Origin of the sequence: Bradyrhizobium sp. BR 1433 (assembly GCF_051547665.1) — a bacterium.
GTDB lineage: Bacteria > Pseudomonadota > Alphaproteobacteria > Rhizobiales > Xanthobacteraceae > Bradyrhizobium > Bradyrhizobium australafricanum.
In genome coordinates this window covers 7,880,097-7,895,762 of sequence record NZ_JBPUGG010000001.1, presented here as the reverse complement: position 1 = coordinate 7,895,762, position 15,666 = coordinate 7,880,097, and the positions used below count along the sequence as shown (strand labels likewise).

The following is a 15,666-nucleotide window of genomic DNA, read 5'->3' as shown; positions in this document are numbered from 1 at the left end:
ATGGCGTCATACTGATGCGCGCCCCGTTCGACATCAGCAAGATCGGGCAAAGCATCAAGGACTTCTCTGGTCTTCAAGCAATTTCCGGCACGGCAATCCGGCTCCTACATCACGAAATCGATCGTCGATCATGTCAGCCGGCTCTATGTTTTCCAGGCGGTCGGACACAATCGCCTGCTCATCGCCGAGGGTCTTGCGCTCGACGGCATCTATGCCGACTGGTGGCAGCAGGTCTGGCTGATCGGCAGTGTGGTGGCAGCGCTCTGCGGCTTCTCGATCGTCCTGATGTTCTACCTGGTGGCCGCTCTCAAACGGCGGGCCGCCGCGGAAGATCGGCTCGCGCACCTCGCGAGCACGGACGCACTGACGGGCCTCGCCAACCGTCGCCGCCTCGACGATACCCTTGACGTCGAATGGCGCCGTGGCATGCGCGCAAAGGCGCCGGTCTCGCTTCTGATGATCGACGTCGATCATTTCAAGATCTACAACGACACGTACGGGCATCAGGCCGGCGACGCCGTGCTCACCACCGTGGGACGGTGCATCGCAGGCAGTGCCAAGCGTGCAACTGATCTCGGCGCCCGCTATGGCGGCGAAGAGTTTTCGGTGTTGCTGCCGGGCATCGGCAAGGCGGGCGCCCTGGAAATTGCCGAACGGATCCGCGCCAAGTTGGCGGCCGTGCGGGAATCCGAGCCTGAGTTGCCGACCGTCAGCATCGGATTGTCCTGCCTCGTCCCGGACCATGAGCGCACATCGCGCGATCTGCTCAAGGCCGCGGACCTTGCGCTCTATCAAGCCAAGCGTGAAGGCCGCGACCGCGTCGTCGTCAGCCCGATCGGGTGGGACAAATCGGGCAAGCGGCACGTCGCCTGATCGCGACCGGATTGGCGCGGTCGAACGCGCCGCGCGCCCATGCCGGCTCACTCCACCGGCAACACGTCGACCGCAACGGCGAGCTTCTGCTTGCGCGCGCCGACGATGACACCATCGACCGGCGAGACGTCGGCAAAGTCGCGGCCGATGGCGAGAATGATGTGGTCGCTCCCGACCATCAGATCGTTGGTCGGGTCGAACCCGACCCAGCCGAGCGCGCTGCCGCACCAGACCGAGACCCAGGCATGGGTGGCGTCGGCGCCCTGCAGCCGCGGCTGGCCCGGCGGCGGAATGGTGCGCAAATAGCCGCTGACATAGGCCGCGGGCAGGCCGAGGCCGCGCAGCCCCGCGATCATCACATGGGCAAAGTCCTGGCACACGCCGTGGCGCTTCTCGAACACGTCGCGAAGCGGTGTCGAGATCACGGTCGCCTTGGGATCGTATTTGAAGTCGTTGCGGATGCGGCGCATCAGGTCGGCCGCCCCGGTGAGGATGCCGCCGCCGGGCAAAAAGCTCGCGGAAGCGTAGGCCGTCACGGGCCGTAGCACCGGCACCAGTGCGCTGGCAAAGACGTAGCCGACCGGCGAGGCCGCATCGAGGCTCAATGCCTCGAACGCGTTGTCACGCACGTCCTCCCAGGGCGGACTGGCGGCGTCGCGCGCCGGCGGCTGTCGCGCCACCGAGACCCGCGAGCGGGCATCGATGCGCAGACTGCGATGCGCGGTCTCGATCAGGACGCTTTCAGTGAGCGTGCCGAAGAAGTCGCGCCTTGCGGTGCGTTCCGCGGGCCTCGGACGGATCTCGACCGAATGCGAGATCAACTGCTGCCCGTCGCCAGTGACCGGCTCCAGCCGCAGCGAGCAGCGCGCGAAGCTGACCTGGGTCTCGTAGCTGTAGGTCGTGACGTGACGGATGTCGTAGATCACGCCAGCCCCGTGAGCTTCTCCGGCCGGCTGGCATTCGGTCCGTGCGGGAAATAATGCAGCCCGATCGCGTCGGCGAGGTTGAGCAGATCCTGCTCCAGCGCGAACAGCGTCTTGACGTCGAGGCTCGAGGCTTCAGCCGTTGTGAGCATTGCCTCGACCGCGACGGCAAGACGCTGCGGCCGCTCGATCAGGCCATGCTCCTTCAGGCTCGGCAGCGCGGCAATATGCTCGTTCAGCGCCGCGACCTGGAATGCGACCGAGCGCGGATTGTAGGGGTCGAGCACCGCCAGATCGCGCACCGGTGCGAGCAGCGGCTGCACCAGATAGCGCGAGCGATAAGTGATCTGGCAGTCGACCAGCGTGAGCAGAACGTCGAGGTCCTCGTCACCGGCTTCGTCATAGGCGAACTGACGGGCAAAGCGCGTGGTGTTGACGGCGCGCTCGGCGCGGCGGCCCATCTCGAGGAAGCGCCAGCCGGCGGCGCGGTTCATGTTTTCCTGCGCGAGGCCGGCGAAGCTTGCGAGCTCCTGCAAGGTCAATTCGGCGGCGCTGACGACGCCGTCATCGTCATGAACCTCGATGGCGAGCCGATCAGCCATCTCGGTGATGACCTGCCAGGCGTCCGGCGATAGCCGCTCGCGGAGCGAGGTCGCCGTGCGCTGCGCGGATCGCACCAGCGACAGCGCCGAGCCGAATTTCTCCTCGCTCTGCAGCGCTTCGAGCGCGACCTTGGCGAGATTGGCGCGCGCGGTCTGCGAGGCCGCGCCCCAGGCGACCAGCATGCGCTGGATGCGCTCGGCCGAATGCATCGCCGGCGCCGAGCCGTTCGAATTCGCGCGCGCAGGATCGCGCAACGGCGTGCACAGCGCGCGGATCAGCCGGATGGTGGCCTCGGCGCGCTCCAGATAGCGGCCGAGCCAGAACAGATTGTCGGCGGCGCGGCTCGGCAGCACGCCGGCGATGCGGCGGATGCGGACGGTGTCGACCGCCGGCAGCAGGGTCGAGGTCTCAACCGCCTTGTCGGAAACCACCCAGACATCGGCGGACACCGCGCCATCGCCCATCGACACCGCGCGCGCATCGGCCCGATCGGCGATCCGGCAGAAGCCGCCGGGCAGCACAGTCCAGCCGCTCGGCGTCGCCGCCGCGAACACCCGCAACACGAACGGACGCGGCGCGATGCGGCCGTTCTCCCATACCGGCGTGGTCGACAGCCGCACCAGCTCCTGACCGACATAATCGATGCCGCGATGGCTGATGGCATCCTTCAGGCGGTCGCGGTCCGCGGCCGACAATTCGCCCGGGAGCACCGGTCCGTTGCCGGGAAAATCCGCAACGCCGCGGCCATAGGCGCCTTCGATCGCGAACTCGTCGAGCCGCGACAGCACCTCTTCGCGGGCGGATTTCTGACCGCACCACCAGGTCGCGATGTGCGGCATCATCAGGTCTTCAGAGAGCAGGCGCCGGCACAGATTGGGCAGGAAGCCGAGCAGCGCCCTCGCCTCCATCACGCCGGAGCCCGGCATGTTGGCGACCACGACGCCGCCCTTGCGCAGAACCTCGACGAGCCCGGGCACGCCGAGATAGGAGGAGGCGTCGAGCTCGAGCGGATCGAGCATGTTGGAATCGACCCGGCGCAGCAGCACGTCGAGCCGCTTCAGCCCGGCGACGGTGCGGATGTGGACGCGGTCGCCGGAGACCGCGAGATCGTCGCCCTCGACCAGCAGGAAACCGAGATAGCGCGCCAGCGTGGCGTGCTCGAAGTAGGTCTCGCTGAACGCGCCGGGCGTCAGCAGGCCGATCCGCGGCTCGTCGCGGTCGGCGCTGGCGCGCAGCGAATCGCGGAACGCCTCGAAGAACGGCGCGACGCGCTCGACATTCATCGACTTGTAGAGATTGGAAAAGGCGCGCGACAGCACCAGGCGGTTTTCCAGCGCATAGCCCGCGCCCGACGGCGCCTGCGTGCGATCGCCGAGCACCCACCAGCGGCCGTCGGGCCCACGGCCGATGTCGGCGGCATAGAGATGCAGATAGCGGCCCCCCGGCGGCTTGATGCCGCTGACCGCGCGCAGATACTCGCTGCTGCCGGCGATCGCAGCGGCAGGGATGGCGCCGTCGGCAATGAGGCGGCCTTCGCCGTAAAGATCGGCCAGCACCATCTCCAGAAGCTGCGCGCGTTGCGCGACACCAGCGGCGAGCTGGCGCCAGTCCGCCGCGTCGATGATCAGCGGCAGATGGCTGAGCGGCCAGATCCGGTCGGAAGTGTCGCCCGGCGCGCGATAGGTGACGCCGGCCTCATGCAGATGGCGATCGGCGGAGGCGAAGCGGCGCTCGATATCGGCCGGCGACAGCGCGGCAAAGGCGTCGAAGAAGCGGGCCCAGACCGGCCGCGGCGCGCCGTTGTCTGCAATATACTCGTCGGGAATGCCGGGCAGCCGAACATAGTCGCGGGTCCACTGCGCCATCCGGCGCTGACCGGGACGGGCCCTGCTCTCCTGACTGCTGCCTTGACTATTGCCTTGGCCACCCGATGCGGACATTCCACTTCCCCTTGACACAATTAGTGCAGGAGCGGCGTCCGCAAGTCGAGGGTCAAGGGAAACTCAATTGTGCGTTCCTCGGGCGGCGTCTCGATCTTGCCGGGGGTGTGGCCGTGCTCCTGGAAGCGCGCCAGCCGCCGCGCCTCGGCCTCGTAGGAATTGACCGGCTTGGTCTCGTAGTTGCGGCCGCCGGGATGGGCGACATGATAGACGCAGCCGCCGAGCGAGCGGCCGTTCCAGGTGTCGATCAAGTCAAACGTCAGCGGCGCATGCACGGGAATGGTCGGATGCAGGCCGGAGGCCGGCTGCCAGGCCTTGAAACGAACACCGGCGACCGCCTCGCCGGCACGGCCGGTCTCGGTCATCGGCATCCGTCTGCCGTTGCAGGTGATGACATGGCGTCCCTCGACGAATCCGGTCGCCTTTACCTGCAGCCGCTCGACCGACGAATCGACATAGCGCACGGTGCCGCCCGAGGTGCCCTCCTCGCCCAGCACATGCCATGGCTCGAGCGCCTGCCGCAGTTCGAGACCGACGCCACCATGATGAACGCGGCCGAAGGCGGGGAAGCGGAATTCGAGCTGCGCCTGGTACCATTCCTGCTCGACGTCGTAACCAGATTGCTTCAGCTCGGCGAGCACGCCCAAGAAATTCTCCCAGAGGAAATGCGGCAGCATGAAGCGGTCATGCAGCGCGGTGCCCCAGCGCACGAACCGGCCCTGCTGCGGCTCACGCCACAGCTTTGCGATCAGCGCGCGGATCAACAGTTGCTGCGCCAGCGACATCCGCGGGTCGGGCGGCATTTCGAGCGCGCGGAATTCGACGAGGCCAAGCCGGCCGGTCGGGCCGTCGGGCGAATACAGCTTGTCGATGCAGATCTCGGCGCGATGGGTGTTGCCGGTGATGTCGACCAGGATATGCCGGAACAGGCGATCGACCAGCCACAGCGGCGCATCCATGCCCGGCGGCGGCACGTGCGACAGCGCAATCTCCAGCTCATAGAGCCCGTCATGCCGCGCCTCGTCGATGCGCGGCGCCTGGCTGGTCGGGCCGATGAACATGCCGGAAAACAGATAGGACAGCGACGGATGCCGCTGCCAGTACAGCACGAGGCTCTTCAACAGATCGGGCCGGCGCAGGAACGGTGAATCCTCCGGCCTGCTGCCGCCGACCACGATGTGGTTGCCGCCGCCGGTGCCCGTGTGGCGGCCGTCGATCAGGAAACGGTTGGCCCCTAACCGCGTCTTGGCGGAGTCCTCATAGAGGCCGAGCGTGATGTGGACGGCTTCGCGCCAGCTTTGCGCCGGCTGCACGTTGATCTCGATCACGCCGGGATCCGGCGTCACCTTGATCACCTCGATGCGCGGATCGAAGGGCGGCGCGTAACCCTCGACGTGGACCTGCAGCTGCAACTCTTCGGCGGCGGCTTCGATCGCTGCGATCAGGTCGAGATAATCCTCGACCTTCTCGACTGGCGGCATGAAGGCGCACAGCACGCCGTCGCGAACCTCGATCGACATCGCGGTGCGCACCGGCAGCGGCTCGGGAATCTCCTTCAAGGCTTGCTGCAGCTCGTCGGAAAGCACGTCGCGCGGCGCCATCGGATCGCGTTCGACGACGTAGGGATAATCGTCCGGCGGCACATATTCGAGCGAGGCGATCGGAAGCCGCAAGCCCAGCGGCGAGTCGCCGGGTGACAGAAACAGATGGCTGCGCCGGATCTTCCAGCGCTCGCTGCGCCAGCGTGCCGGCACGCGATCACCGAGCGGGCTCCAGCGCTGGATCGGCAGCACGTAACCTTTCGGCGTGGTCAACCCCTCGTCGAACACCCGCGCCATCCGGGCGCGCTCTTCCGGATCGGTCAGCTTGGAATTCGCCGGGCTGACATTGGCCGGCAGGCCGGCTTCACGCTGCAGCCAGAAGGCGGGATCTTCATAAGCCGGCATGGCATAGTCGACGCCGAGACCAAGCTTGGTTGCTGTTACTTCGACGAAACGCTGGGCCTCCGCGATCTCGGCCCTGCGCGAATTCTCAATGCCGGCGATCAACTCGGCATTCTTCCAGATCGGCTTGCCGTCCTTGCGCCAGTAGAGACCGAACGCCCAGCGCGGCAGGCTCTCGCCGGGATACCATTTGCCCTGGCCGTAATGCAGCAGGCCGCCCGGCGCGAACCGCGTGCGCAGCTTGCGGATCAATTCGTCGGCGAGCGCGCGCTTGGTCGGGCCGACCGCGGCGACATTCCACTCCGGCGATTCCAGATCGTCGACCGAAACGAAGGTCGGCTCGCCGCCCATGGTCAGGCGCACATCGTCTTTCCTCAGATCGGCATCGACCTGCTCGCCGAGCCGGTCGAGCCGCGCCCAGGATTCATCGGAGAATGGTTTGGTGATGCGCGGCGCCTCGCCGATGCGCCTGACGCTCATCTCGAAGCCGAATTCGACGTTGGCGACACCAGCGGTACCGGTCACCGGCGCAGCCGAGCGGTAGTGCGGCGTGGCGCAGACCGGAATGTGGCCCTCCCCCGTCAGCATGCCGGAGGTGACGTCGAAACCGATCCAGCCCGCGCCCGGCAGATAGACCTCGGCCCAGGCGTGCAGGTCGGTGAAATCGCTCTCGACCTCGCGCGGCCCCTCGAGCGGATCGATGTCCGGCCGCAGCTGAATGAGATATCCGGAGACGAAACGCGCGGCGAGCCCGAGGTGGCGCAGCGTCTCGATCAAGAGCCACGCCGAGTTGCGGCAGGAGCCGGAGCCCGCGGCCAGCGTCTCCTCCGGCGTCTGGATGCCGGCCTCCATGCGGATGACGTAGCTGATCTTTTTCTGCAGCTGCGCGTTCAGCTCGACCAGGAAGTTGACGGTGCTGTCGGCCTGGCGCGGAATCTCCTTCAGGTAAGCCGCGAGCAGTGGCTCGGCCTCATCGGTCTCGAGATAGGGCGCGAGCTCGGTCTTGAGATCGCCGGGATATTCGAACGGAAAGCTGTTGGCATAGGGCTCGACGAAGAAGTCGAACGGATTGACCACCGTCATGTCAGCGGTGAAATCGACCTCGACCTTGAGCTCGGTCGCCTTCTCGGGGAAGACGTAGCGCGCCAGCCAGTTGCCCTGCGGGTCCTGTTGCCAGTTGACGAAGTGATTGGCGGGCGTGACCTTGAGCGAATAGCTCGTGATCGGCATGCGCGTATGCGGCGCGGGCCGAAGCCGAATGGTCTGAGGCCCGAGATCGATCGGCCGGTCGTATTTGTAGTGCGTGACGTGATGCAGTGCGACTGATATCGACACGGACCGAGGGCTCCAGCAGCTTTTTTGAGCAGAACACTGCTGCCGGTCGACATCAAGCACTAACAACGGGCACGGGGTGCCCAAGGTAAGGGCGCGATCCGTAGCCCTGATGGAGCGAAAGCGAAATCCGGGGCCTTCATCCGCAGGAAGAGTCCCGGATTGCGCGGAGCCTGTCATCGGGCGCGCATTCGCGCGACCCGTTGGCTTCATCCGGGCTACGCGATTGCTAGCGGCCGATCGCGCCGGATACCTGCGACGCGAGTTGCTCGGCGAGCATGTGATAGCCCTCGGGGGTCAAATGCACACCATCGGGCTGATGGGGGAGTCCACCCAGCATCCCGTTAGGGAGCATGATCACCGCGATGCCACGGGCGCTGAGACGACTTTGGATATCCGCGGTCCGGTCAGGGCTGCCCTTGCGCCGGTCATTGCCGCCTGGCTGCAAAATAACCGCACGGGTCCCGTTCGGGACGGCGCGGTCCAGGCGTTGCAGCATCCCTTCCGTGGTGTCGCCGTTGATGCCGGCGTTCACGATGCGGACGCTCAATCCCTTCGCCCGCAAGATCGCTTCGAGCTGCGCGGGATAGGCCTGGTTGCGCGCCACGCCCTTGCCGTAGGTATTGCTCGCGCCAAGCGCGACTATGGTTGCGGCGTCAGCCGAACCGACGCCGAGGCTCAAAGCGGCGAGAAATGCGACGCATCCAACAATTCCCAACCGCCGCGCGCGCATGCTTCCTCCGTCCAATCCGAAGCCCGGATGGAGGGCAGCGTAGTCCGGGAAGCTTCATTCGCCAACGTACTTCCTTGTCGTCCCTGCGAAAGCAGGGACCCATACCGCGTGATCCTAATGATAAAAGACGGTGGCAGACACCTTTCGCATAACCGCAGCCGGTGGTTATGGGTTCCTGCTCCGTGCGCAATAGCGCACTCGGCAAGGACGACACTGAAGTGTGGGCTATATCGAGCCTCTCTCACATCGTCGCGCCGAGCACCCAGGGCGCGAACTCGGCGCCGCCGAAGTCAAAACTCTCGCTCTTGGTCGGCTGGCCCGAGGCGGTCTTGAGGATGAGGTCGAAGATGCGCTGGCCGCATTCCTGCACGCTCTCCTCGCCGTCGAGGATGGTGCCGCAATTGACGTCCATGTCGTCCTCCATCCGCTTGTACATCGGCGTGTTGGTGGCGAGCTTGATCGACGGCGCAGGCTTGCAGCCGAACACGCTGCCGCGGCCGGTGGTGAAGCAGACGAGGTTGGCGCCGCCCGCGACCTGCCCGGTCGCCGCGACCGGGTCGTAGCCGGGCGTGTCCATGAACACGAAGCCCTTCTTGGTGACGGGCTCGGCGTAGTTCAGGACGTCGACGAGATTGGTGCTGCCGGCCTTGGCCATCGCGCCGAGCGACTTCTCGAGGATGGTGGTGAGACCGCCGGCCTTGTTGCCGGGGCTCGGATTGGCGTTCATCTCGGCGCCCTCACGCTGGGTGTACTCCTCCCACCAGCGCATCAGGCCGACCAGCTTCTCGCCGACCTCGCGGCTGACGGCGCGTCGAGTCAGAAGATGCTCCGCACCATAGGTCTCGGGCGTCTCCGAGAGGATCACGGTGCCGCCGTGACGGACCAGCAAATCGCTCGCCGCGCCGAGCGCCGGATTGGCGGATACGCCGGAGTAACCATCCGAGCCGCCGCATTGCAGCGCCACGGTGAGTTCGCTCGCCGGCACCGCTTCGCGCTTGACCTTGTTGGCATCGGCGAGCGCCTCCTTCACGAAGGCAACGCCGGCTTCCACCGTCTTGCGGGTGCCGCCGACCTCCTGGATGTCCATCGCGCGGAGGCGGCCGGCGAGCTTCTGCTCCTGCATCAGGCCGCCAATCTGGTTCACCTCGCAGCCGAGGCCGAGCACGATGACGTTGGAGAAATTGACGTGCCGCGCATAGCCGCCGAGCGTGCGGCGGAGCAGCGCCAAGGGCTCGTCCTGGGTCATGCCGCAGCCGGTCTTGTGGGTCAGCGCCACGACGCCGTCGACATTCGGGTAATCGGCGAGCGGATTGTCGCCGGTGAACGGGTTCTTCTTGAACATGTCGGCCACGATGCCGGCGACATGGGCGCTGCAATTCACCGAGGTGAGGATGCCGATATAGTTGCGGGTCGCGACGCGGCCGTCGGCGCGGCGGATGCCTTCGAAGGTCGCCGGCAGATCGAAGTTCGGCACCGGCTTGACGTCGGCGCCGTAGGCATAATCCTTGGCGAAATCGCCCATGCCGCAGTTCTGGGTATGCACGTGCTGGCCGGGCGCGATCGCCTGGGTCGCGAAGCCGATGATCTGGCCGTAGCGCCGGATCGGCTCGCCTTGCGCGATCGGCTTGATCGCGACCTTGTGGCCCGCGGGGATCCGATCGACGGTGGTGACGCCATCGGCGACCTCCAGCCCCGGCGGCAGGCTCGCGCGCGCGATCAGGACGCTGTCGTCGGCGTGCAGGCGGATCACTTGTGCCGTGGCCATGGGAGTTCTCCTTGGTGTCTTCTTCACTCCTCCCCGTCCTTTACGGGGAGAGGTCGGATCGCGTCAGCGATCCGGGTGAGGGGCGAGGCACGATGTCACTTACAACGATGGTGCTCGCCGGATAGAGGCCCCTCACCCCAACCCTCTCCCCGCATCCGCCTTCGCCCGAAGGCGGGCTTCGGCGGACAAGAGAGCGGGGCGAGGGAGCAGAGCTAAAATCGCGGACAGAACTTACGCCTTGCCGCCGGACTTCTCGCGGGTCGCGTTGACCTGCATCTTGGCGTAGACCTGCATCAGGCCGACCTCGTTCGACAGCGTCACGAGCTTGAAGCCCATGTTGATCGCGCGCACCGCGCCTTCGGCGCCCGAGCAGTGGATGCCCGGGTTGAGGCCGCGCTTGCCGCACTCCTTGATGATCTTCTCGTAGATCTTGAGGATCTCCGGCTCGTCGCGATCGAGCTTCGGCACCAGGCCGTAGGAGAAGCCGAGATCGGACGGGCCGATATAGACGCCGTCGATGCCTTCGACATCGAGGATCGCTTCCATGTTCTCGACCGCGGTCTTGGTCTCCATCATCGGCAGCAGCACGATCTCGTCGTTGGCGGTCTGCTGATAGGTGCCGGCCGAGCCGTACATGCCGGCGCGGATCGGGCCGTTGGAGCGCACGCCCTTCGGTGGATATTTGGCGTAGGAGACCAGGTTCTTGGCTTCCTGCGGTGTGTTGACCATCGGGCAGATCACGCCATAGGCGCCGCCGTCCAGCACCTTGCCGATGATGCCGGGCTCATTCCAGGGCACGCGGACCATCGGCGTCACCGGATGGGCGTGCATCGACTGAAAGCACTGCACCATCGACTGATAATCCTGCACACCGTGCTGCATGTCGACGGTGACGCTGTCGAAGCCGCATTGCGCGATCACTTCGGCGGAGAATCCCGAGGGGATCGCGAGCCACGCGTTCACCACCGCCTTGCCGGATGCCCAGACTTGCTTGACCTTGTTTGCCATTGATCGCGTTTCCCTTTGCGGTTTATTGGGGGACGAGCCTCTAGCTGGTCGCCCGCTGGATAGAAACTTCGCTGACGCCGACTTCGCGCGCAGTATTCACTATCGCCGCCCAGGTGTCGTCAGGCAAGGGGATGCCATTCCTGGTGCGATCGGCACGGGTTTTCCGCTCCGGATCGCCCGGAACCAGTACGGAATCCGTGCCTGCGATCGGCTTGGTGGCGCGGATGAAATCGGTATAGCGGGTGATTTCGTCGTCGAAGAAATTGCTGGTGTCGATCACCTTCGGGTCGATGTAGAATGCCATCATGCCGTTGGCGAAGCGCCGGTCCGACGACGTCGCGCCGGTGCCGGTCAGCGCGCCGCCGAGCAGTTCGCAGATGAAGGCGAGACCCGAGCCCTTGTGATCGCCGAAGGCGCGGATCGCGCCAGTTCCCTTGGTGTGGTCGCGCGGTCCGTCCGGCGTGTACGGCCCATACAGCACGTGGGGATCCTCGCTCAGCGTGCCGTCGGCATCGACGAGCGCGCCGATCGGCAGCTTCTTGCCGCCGCGGCTTGCCACCAGGCACTTGCCCTCGGCGACAACCGAGGTCGCAAAATCGAGCACGATCGGATCCTGGCCCTGACGTGGAATGCCGACGCAATACGGCGCCGTGGACAGGCGCTTCTCGACGCCGCCGTAAGGCGCAACCAGCAGCGAGCCGGCCGCGGTCACGAAATGAATTGAAACAAGGCCTTCGGCGGCGGCCATCTCGGCCCAGTCGCCGACGCGGCCGAGATGACCGGAGTTGCGCAGCGCGACCGCGGCAAGCCCCGCCTTCTTGCACTTCTCGATGCCGAGCTTGACCGCAACCGGCGTGACGGTCTGCCCATAGCCGAACTTGCCGTCGACCACCGCGAGCGATGGCGTGTCGACCACCACCTCGGGAGTTCTGGTTCGGCACGATCGAGCCCATCTTTTTCCACCTGACATAAACCGGCACGCGGATCACGCCGTGGCTGTCATGACCTGTAAGATTCGCGGTCGTCAGATAGGTCGCGATGCGCTTCGCCTCTTCCGGAGAGGACTCCGAATGGGAAAACACCTCGGACACGAAGTTGATGAGGTTATCGACCTTGATGGTGACCATGAAAAACCAGCTCGCTCAGTAAAGCACGGGACGTTGTCAGGCGTGGGTTTTGGCGTGGCCGCCGAGATAGGCCGCGGCGATGGCCTCATTGCCCCACAATTCGTCGGGCTTGCCGCCCAGCACGATCCGCCCCGTTTCCAGGACAAAGCCATGATCGGCGACCGAAAGTCCCATGCGCGCATTTTGCTCGACGAGCAAGACCGTGGTGTCCTTCCTGATCTGCGAAATGATGCGGAACACCGCCTGCACGATCACAGGCGCCAGCCCGAGCGACGGTTCGTCGAGCAGCAGCAGCCGCGGCTTGGCCATCAGGCCGCGCGCCACCGCGACCATCTGCAGCTGGCCGCCGGACAGCGTCCAGCCGAGCGCGTTGGAAAAGGCGCGGATGTCCGGGAACAGATCGAACATCGCGTCGGCCTCGCGCGAGATCTGCGACGCCGGCACCTTCCGGTTCGATGCGCCGAGCATGATGTTCTCTTTCACGGTGAGGCCCGGAAACACGCGGCGGCCTTCCGGCACATGCGAGATGCCGAGCCGGACGATCGCTTCCGGCCCGAGGCCCGCGATCGAATGGCCGTCGAACATGATGTCTCCGGAGGCGGGCTTGGCGAGGCCTGAGATCGCGCGCAGCGTGGTCGACTTGCCGGCGCCGTTGGCGCCGAGCAGCGTGACCACCTGGCCCTGCTCCACGGCGATAGTGACGCCGCGCAGCGCCTCGATCTCGCCGTAGCGGACCACGAGATTACGGATTTCGAGCAGCGGCATCATTCGCTCCCGAGATAGGCGGAGACGACGTCGGGATGGCGCAGCACCGCCATGGACTCGCCGTCCGCGATGCGGCGTCCGAAGTTCAGCACGGTGATGTGCTGGGCAGCTTCCGACACCAGCGTCATGTCGTGATCGATGATCAAGATGGTAAGGCCCTGGGCTGCGATGCGCTTGAGCAGCTCATGCAGCTCGAGCTTCTCGGTCGAGTTGAGGCCGGCGGCCGGCTCGTCGAGCAGCAGCAGCGTCGGGTTCGACGCCAGCGCCCGCGCGATCTCGATCAACCGCTGGTGGCCGTAGGAGAAGCTCGAGATCAATTCGTTGGCGCGGTTGCCGAGCCCGACGAAGGTCAGCGCCTCCATCGCGCGCTCCGTCAGCGCGTCCTCGCCCTTCCCGATCATGGTGTTGCCGGGCCGCTCGGCGCCGATCTCGACATTCTCCAGCGCCGTCATCGAACGGAACAGGCGGATGTTCTGGAAGGTGCGTCCGAGGCCGGCCGCTGTGCGCTGATGCGGCGCCATGTTGGTGATGTCGGTGCCGTCGAGCACGATCCTGCCCGCGGTCGCCTTGTAGAGACCGGACAGCACGTTCAGCGTCGTGGTCTTGCCGGAGCCGTTGGGCCCGATCAGCGCATGCACACTGCCGCGCTTCACCGCGATATCGACGCCGTCGACCGCCTTGAGGCCCCCGAAATGCTTCGAGAGCCCGGTCACTTCGAGCACGATGTCGCCGCCTGACGTCGCCGGCTTGAGCTGCAAGGCCGCCGCGGCCGGCGGCGCCTTGGTGTGCGCACGCCAACGCGTGAACGCGTCCGACACAAAACCCCAGATACCGTCGGGCATGAAGCGGATGATCAGGATGACGAACAGGCCATAGATCGCCAGATAAAGTCCGGGCACGCTCTTCAGGAAGCGCAGCCATTCCGGGATCAGGATCAACAGGCCCGTGCCGATCACCGAGCCGATCGGCGAGGCCACGCCGCCGAGCAGCGACATGGTCAGGAACACGATCGATTCCGCGAACGAGAACTGGTCCGGGCTGACATAGGCGAAGCCGCCGGCGAACAGGCCGCCGGCCAGACCGCCGAGCAACGCGCACAGCCCGAAAGCGTAGATCTTGGTGCGGAACACGTCGATGCCGTTGACGCCGGCCGCAAGCTCGTTGTCGCGCACCGCCCGCATGGCGCGGCCGAGCTTGGTATCAGGGAGATGCCAGACCAGGTAACCGACGATCGCGAGCATCGCGACGCAGAAGGCCAGATAGCTCTGCGAGGACTGGAACAGCTCCGGCCGGCGAATGTTGGCGACGCCGTCCGGCCCGTGGGTCACGCCGATGGCATTGATCATCACCAGCGTCACGATCTGCTGGAACGAGATCGTCACCATCGCAAGGTAGTGCCCGCCCAATCTGAGCGTCGACATGCCGAGGAACGCGCCGGCGATCAGCGTGATCGCGCAGGCGCCAACCAGGCAGAGCCAGAAGTTCAGGTGCAGGTCCGCGGTGCCGAGCCCGACCACATAGGCGCCGAAGCCGAAGAACGCGGCCTGCGCCAGGTTGATCTGGCCGCACAGGCCGAGCACGACCGACAGCCCGAACACCGCGATCGAGAAGGTCGTGGCCTGCAGCAGGATGTTGAGGATGTACCCGTCGAACCGCATGCCGGCGGCGAGCGCCACCAGCACCGCGGCGCCGATGAAATACGGCAGATGACGGATGATCAGCGGCTTCGAGCGCACGGCCGGCGCGGGGATCATGTTGTCGCTGACGCTCATGCTTTCTCCGCGACACGTTCGCCGAAGATGCCCTGCGGCCGGAACACCAGGAAAGCGATCAGCACCAGGAAGGCAAAGCCGTCCTTGTACGGCACCGAAATATAGGCGGCGCCGAACGTCTCGATGACACCGAGCGCGAGGCCACCGACGATGGCGCCGGCAACGTCACCGAAGCCGCCGATGATGGTCGCGGCAAACGCCTTCAGCGCAATCGTCGAGCCCATCTGGATCGAGACGAACAGCACCGGCGCCACCAGGATGCCGGCGAGACCGCCGAGCACGGCCGAATAGATGAAGGTGATCATGATCATGGTGGAAACGGAAATGCCGAGCAGCGAGGCCATTTCCTTATCCTGCGAGGTCGCCTGCAACTTCTTGCCGAGCAGCGTCTTCTCGAAGAACCAAAAATTGAACAGCACCAGGAGGATCGTGACGCCGATGATCAGAAGATACTGGCTGTCGAGATAGACCGGGCCGAGCTGGATGCCGGGCGTATCGAACCAGCCCTGCAGCACCTGCGGCTGCGGGCCGTAGATCGCAAGCACCGAGTTCGACAGCAGGATCGAGGCGCCGATGGTGGCGATGATCACGGGCAGATAGGTGCGATTGCGCAGCGGATAATAGACGCCGAGATTGAAGATGACGCCGAACAACGCCATGCCGGCGAGCGCGATCAGGAACGACAGCCAGTAAGGCCAGCCGAGATCGACCGAGAACACCACCATCAGATAGGCGGCGACCATCGAGAACTCGCCTTGCGCGAAGTTCACCACGTTGGTGGCACGGAAGATCAGCACGAAACCGAGCGCGACCAGCGCGTAGACCGCGCCGATGCCGATGCCGGTAAAGAGCAGTTGGAGGACGAGATCCATGACGAGCGCT

The 15,666-nt window shown here is 65.7% G+C and carries 11 protein-coding genes and 1 pseudogene; 1 reads left to right on the top strand and 11 read right to left on the bottom strand.

What is annotated here, in order from left to right; all coding sequences use genetic code 11:
* Positions 1 to 54: 54 nt before the first annotated feature.
* Positions 55 to 474, bottom strand: coding sequence for a hypothetical protein (locus ACSKB9_RS37920; RefSeq protein WP_438080674.1), 420 nt, complete (start codon positions 472 to 474; stop codon positions 55 to 57).
* Here ACSKB9_RS37920 and ACSKB9_RS37915 point away from each other — a divergent pair.
* Entirely contained in the window at positions 364 to 873 is a 510-nt protein-coding gene (locus ACSKB9_RS37915; protein WP_438080569.1) for a diguanylate cyclase, read from the top strand. The two genes, ACSKB9_RS37920 and ACSKB9_RS37915, sit on opposite strands and share 111 nt — an antisense overlap.
* A gap of 47 nt (positions 874 to 920) precedes the next feature.
* Here the strand turns inward: ACSKB9_RS37915 and ACSKB9_RS37910 are convergent, their stop codons facing one another.
* From ACSKB9_RS37910 to ACSKB9_RS37865, 10 genes and pseudogenes are all read right to left on the bottom strand, one after another.
* A complete protein-coding gene (locus ACSKB9_RS37910) occupies positions 921 to 1,799 on the bottom strand; it encodes a transglutaminase family protein (RefSeq protein WP_438079501.1) in 879 nt (292 codons plus the stop codon).
* Positions 1,796 to 4,339, bottom strand: a complete 2,544-nt coding sequence (locus ACSKB9_RS37905; RefSeq protein WP_438079500.1) for a circularly permuted type 2 ATP-grasp protein — start codon at positions 4,337 to 4,339, stop codon at positions 1,796 to 1,798. Before ACSKB9_RS37905 ends, ACSKB9_RS37910 begins: the two co-directional genes overlap by 4 nt.
* Positions 4,340 to 4,359: 20 nt before the next feature.
* Positions 4,360 to 7,617: a DUF2126 domain-containing protein gene (locus ACSKB9_RS37900; protein ID WP_438079499.1), complete on the bottom strand. Its 3,258-nt coding sequence runs from the start codon at positions 7,615 to 7,617 to the stop codon at positions 4,360 to 4,362.
* 226 nt (positions 7,618 to 7,843) lie between these two features.
* Positions 7,844 to 8,347 carry a GDSL-type esterase/lipase family protein gene (locus ACSKB9_RS37895; protein ID WP_438079498.1) on the bottom strand — a complete coding sequence of 168 codons (504 nt, stop codon included), beginning with the start codon at positions 8,345 to 8,347 and terminating at the stop codon, positions 7,844 to 7,846.
* Positions 8,348 to 8,588: 241 nt separating this feature from the next.
* Positions 8,589 to 10,112 (bottom strand): UxaA family hydrolase, encoded by a 1,524-nt coding sequence (locus ACSKB9_RS37890; protein ID WP_438079497.1) that lies wholly within the window; start codon positions 10,110 to 10,112, stop codon positions 8,589 to 8,591.
* A 231-nt stretch (positions 10,113 to 10,343) separates the two neighbouring features.
* Positions 10,344 to 11,120, bottom strand: coding sequence for an HpcH/HpaI aldolase family protein (locus tag ACSKB9_RS37885; protein ID WP_018270573.1), 777 nt, complete (start codon positions 11,118 to 11,120; stop codon positions 10,344 to 10,346).
* A 40-nt stretch (positions 11,121 to 11,160) separates the two neighbouring features.
* Positions 11,161 to 12,247, bottom strand: a pseudogene (locus ACSKB9_RS37880) (malate/lactate/ureidoglycolate dehydrogenase).
* 36 nt (positions 12,248 to 12,283) lie between these two features.
* Positions 12,284 to 13,012, bottom strand: coding sequence for an ABC transporter ATP-binding protein (locus ACSKB9_RS37875; RefSeq protein WP_057015754.1), 729 nt, complete (start codon positions 13,010 to 13,012; stop codon positions 12,284 to 12,286).
* Positions 13,012 to 14,784 (bottom strand): branched-chain amino acid ABC transporter ATP-binding protein/permease, encoded by a 1,773-nt coding sequence (locus ACSKB9_RS37870; protein WP_253609601.1) that lies wholly within the window; start codon positions 14,782 to 14,784, stop codon positions 13,012 to 13,014. Before ACSKB9_RS37870 ends, ACSKB9_RS37875 begins: the two co-directional genes overlap by 1 nt.
* Entirely contained in the window at positions 14,781 to 15,656 is an 876-nt protein-coding gene (locus ACSKB9_RS37865) for a branched-chain amino acid ABC transporter permease (protein ID WP_016841141.1), read from the bottom strand. The genes ACSKB9_RS37870 and ACSKB9_RS37865 overlap by 4 nt, the downstream gene beginning before the upstream one ends.
* Between the last annotated feature and the right edge of the window lie 10 nt (positions 15,657 to 15,666).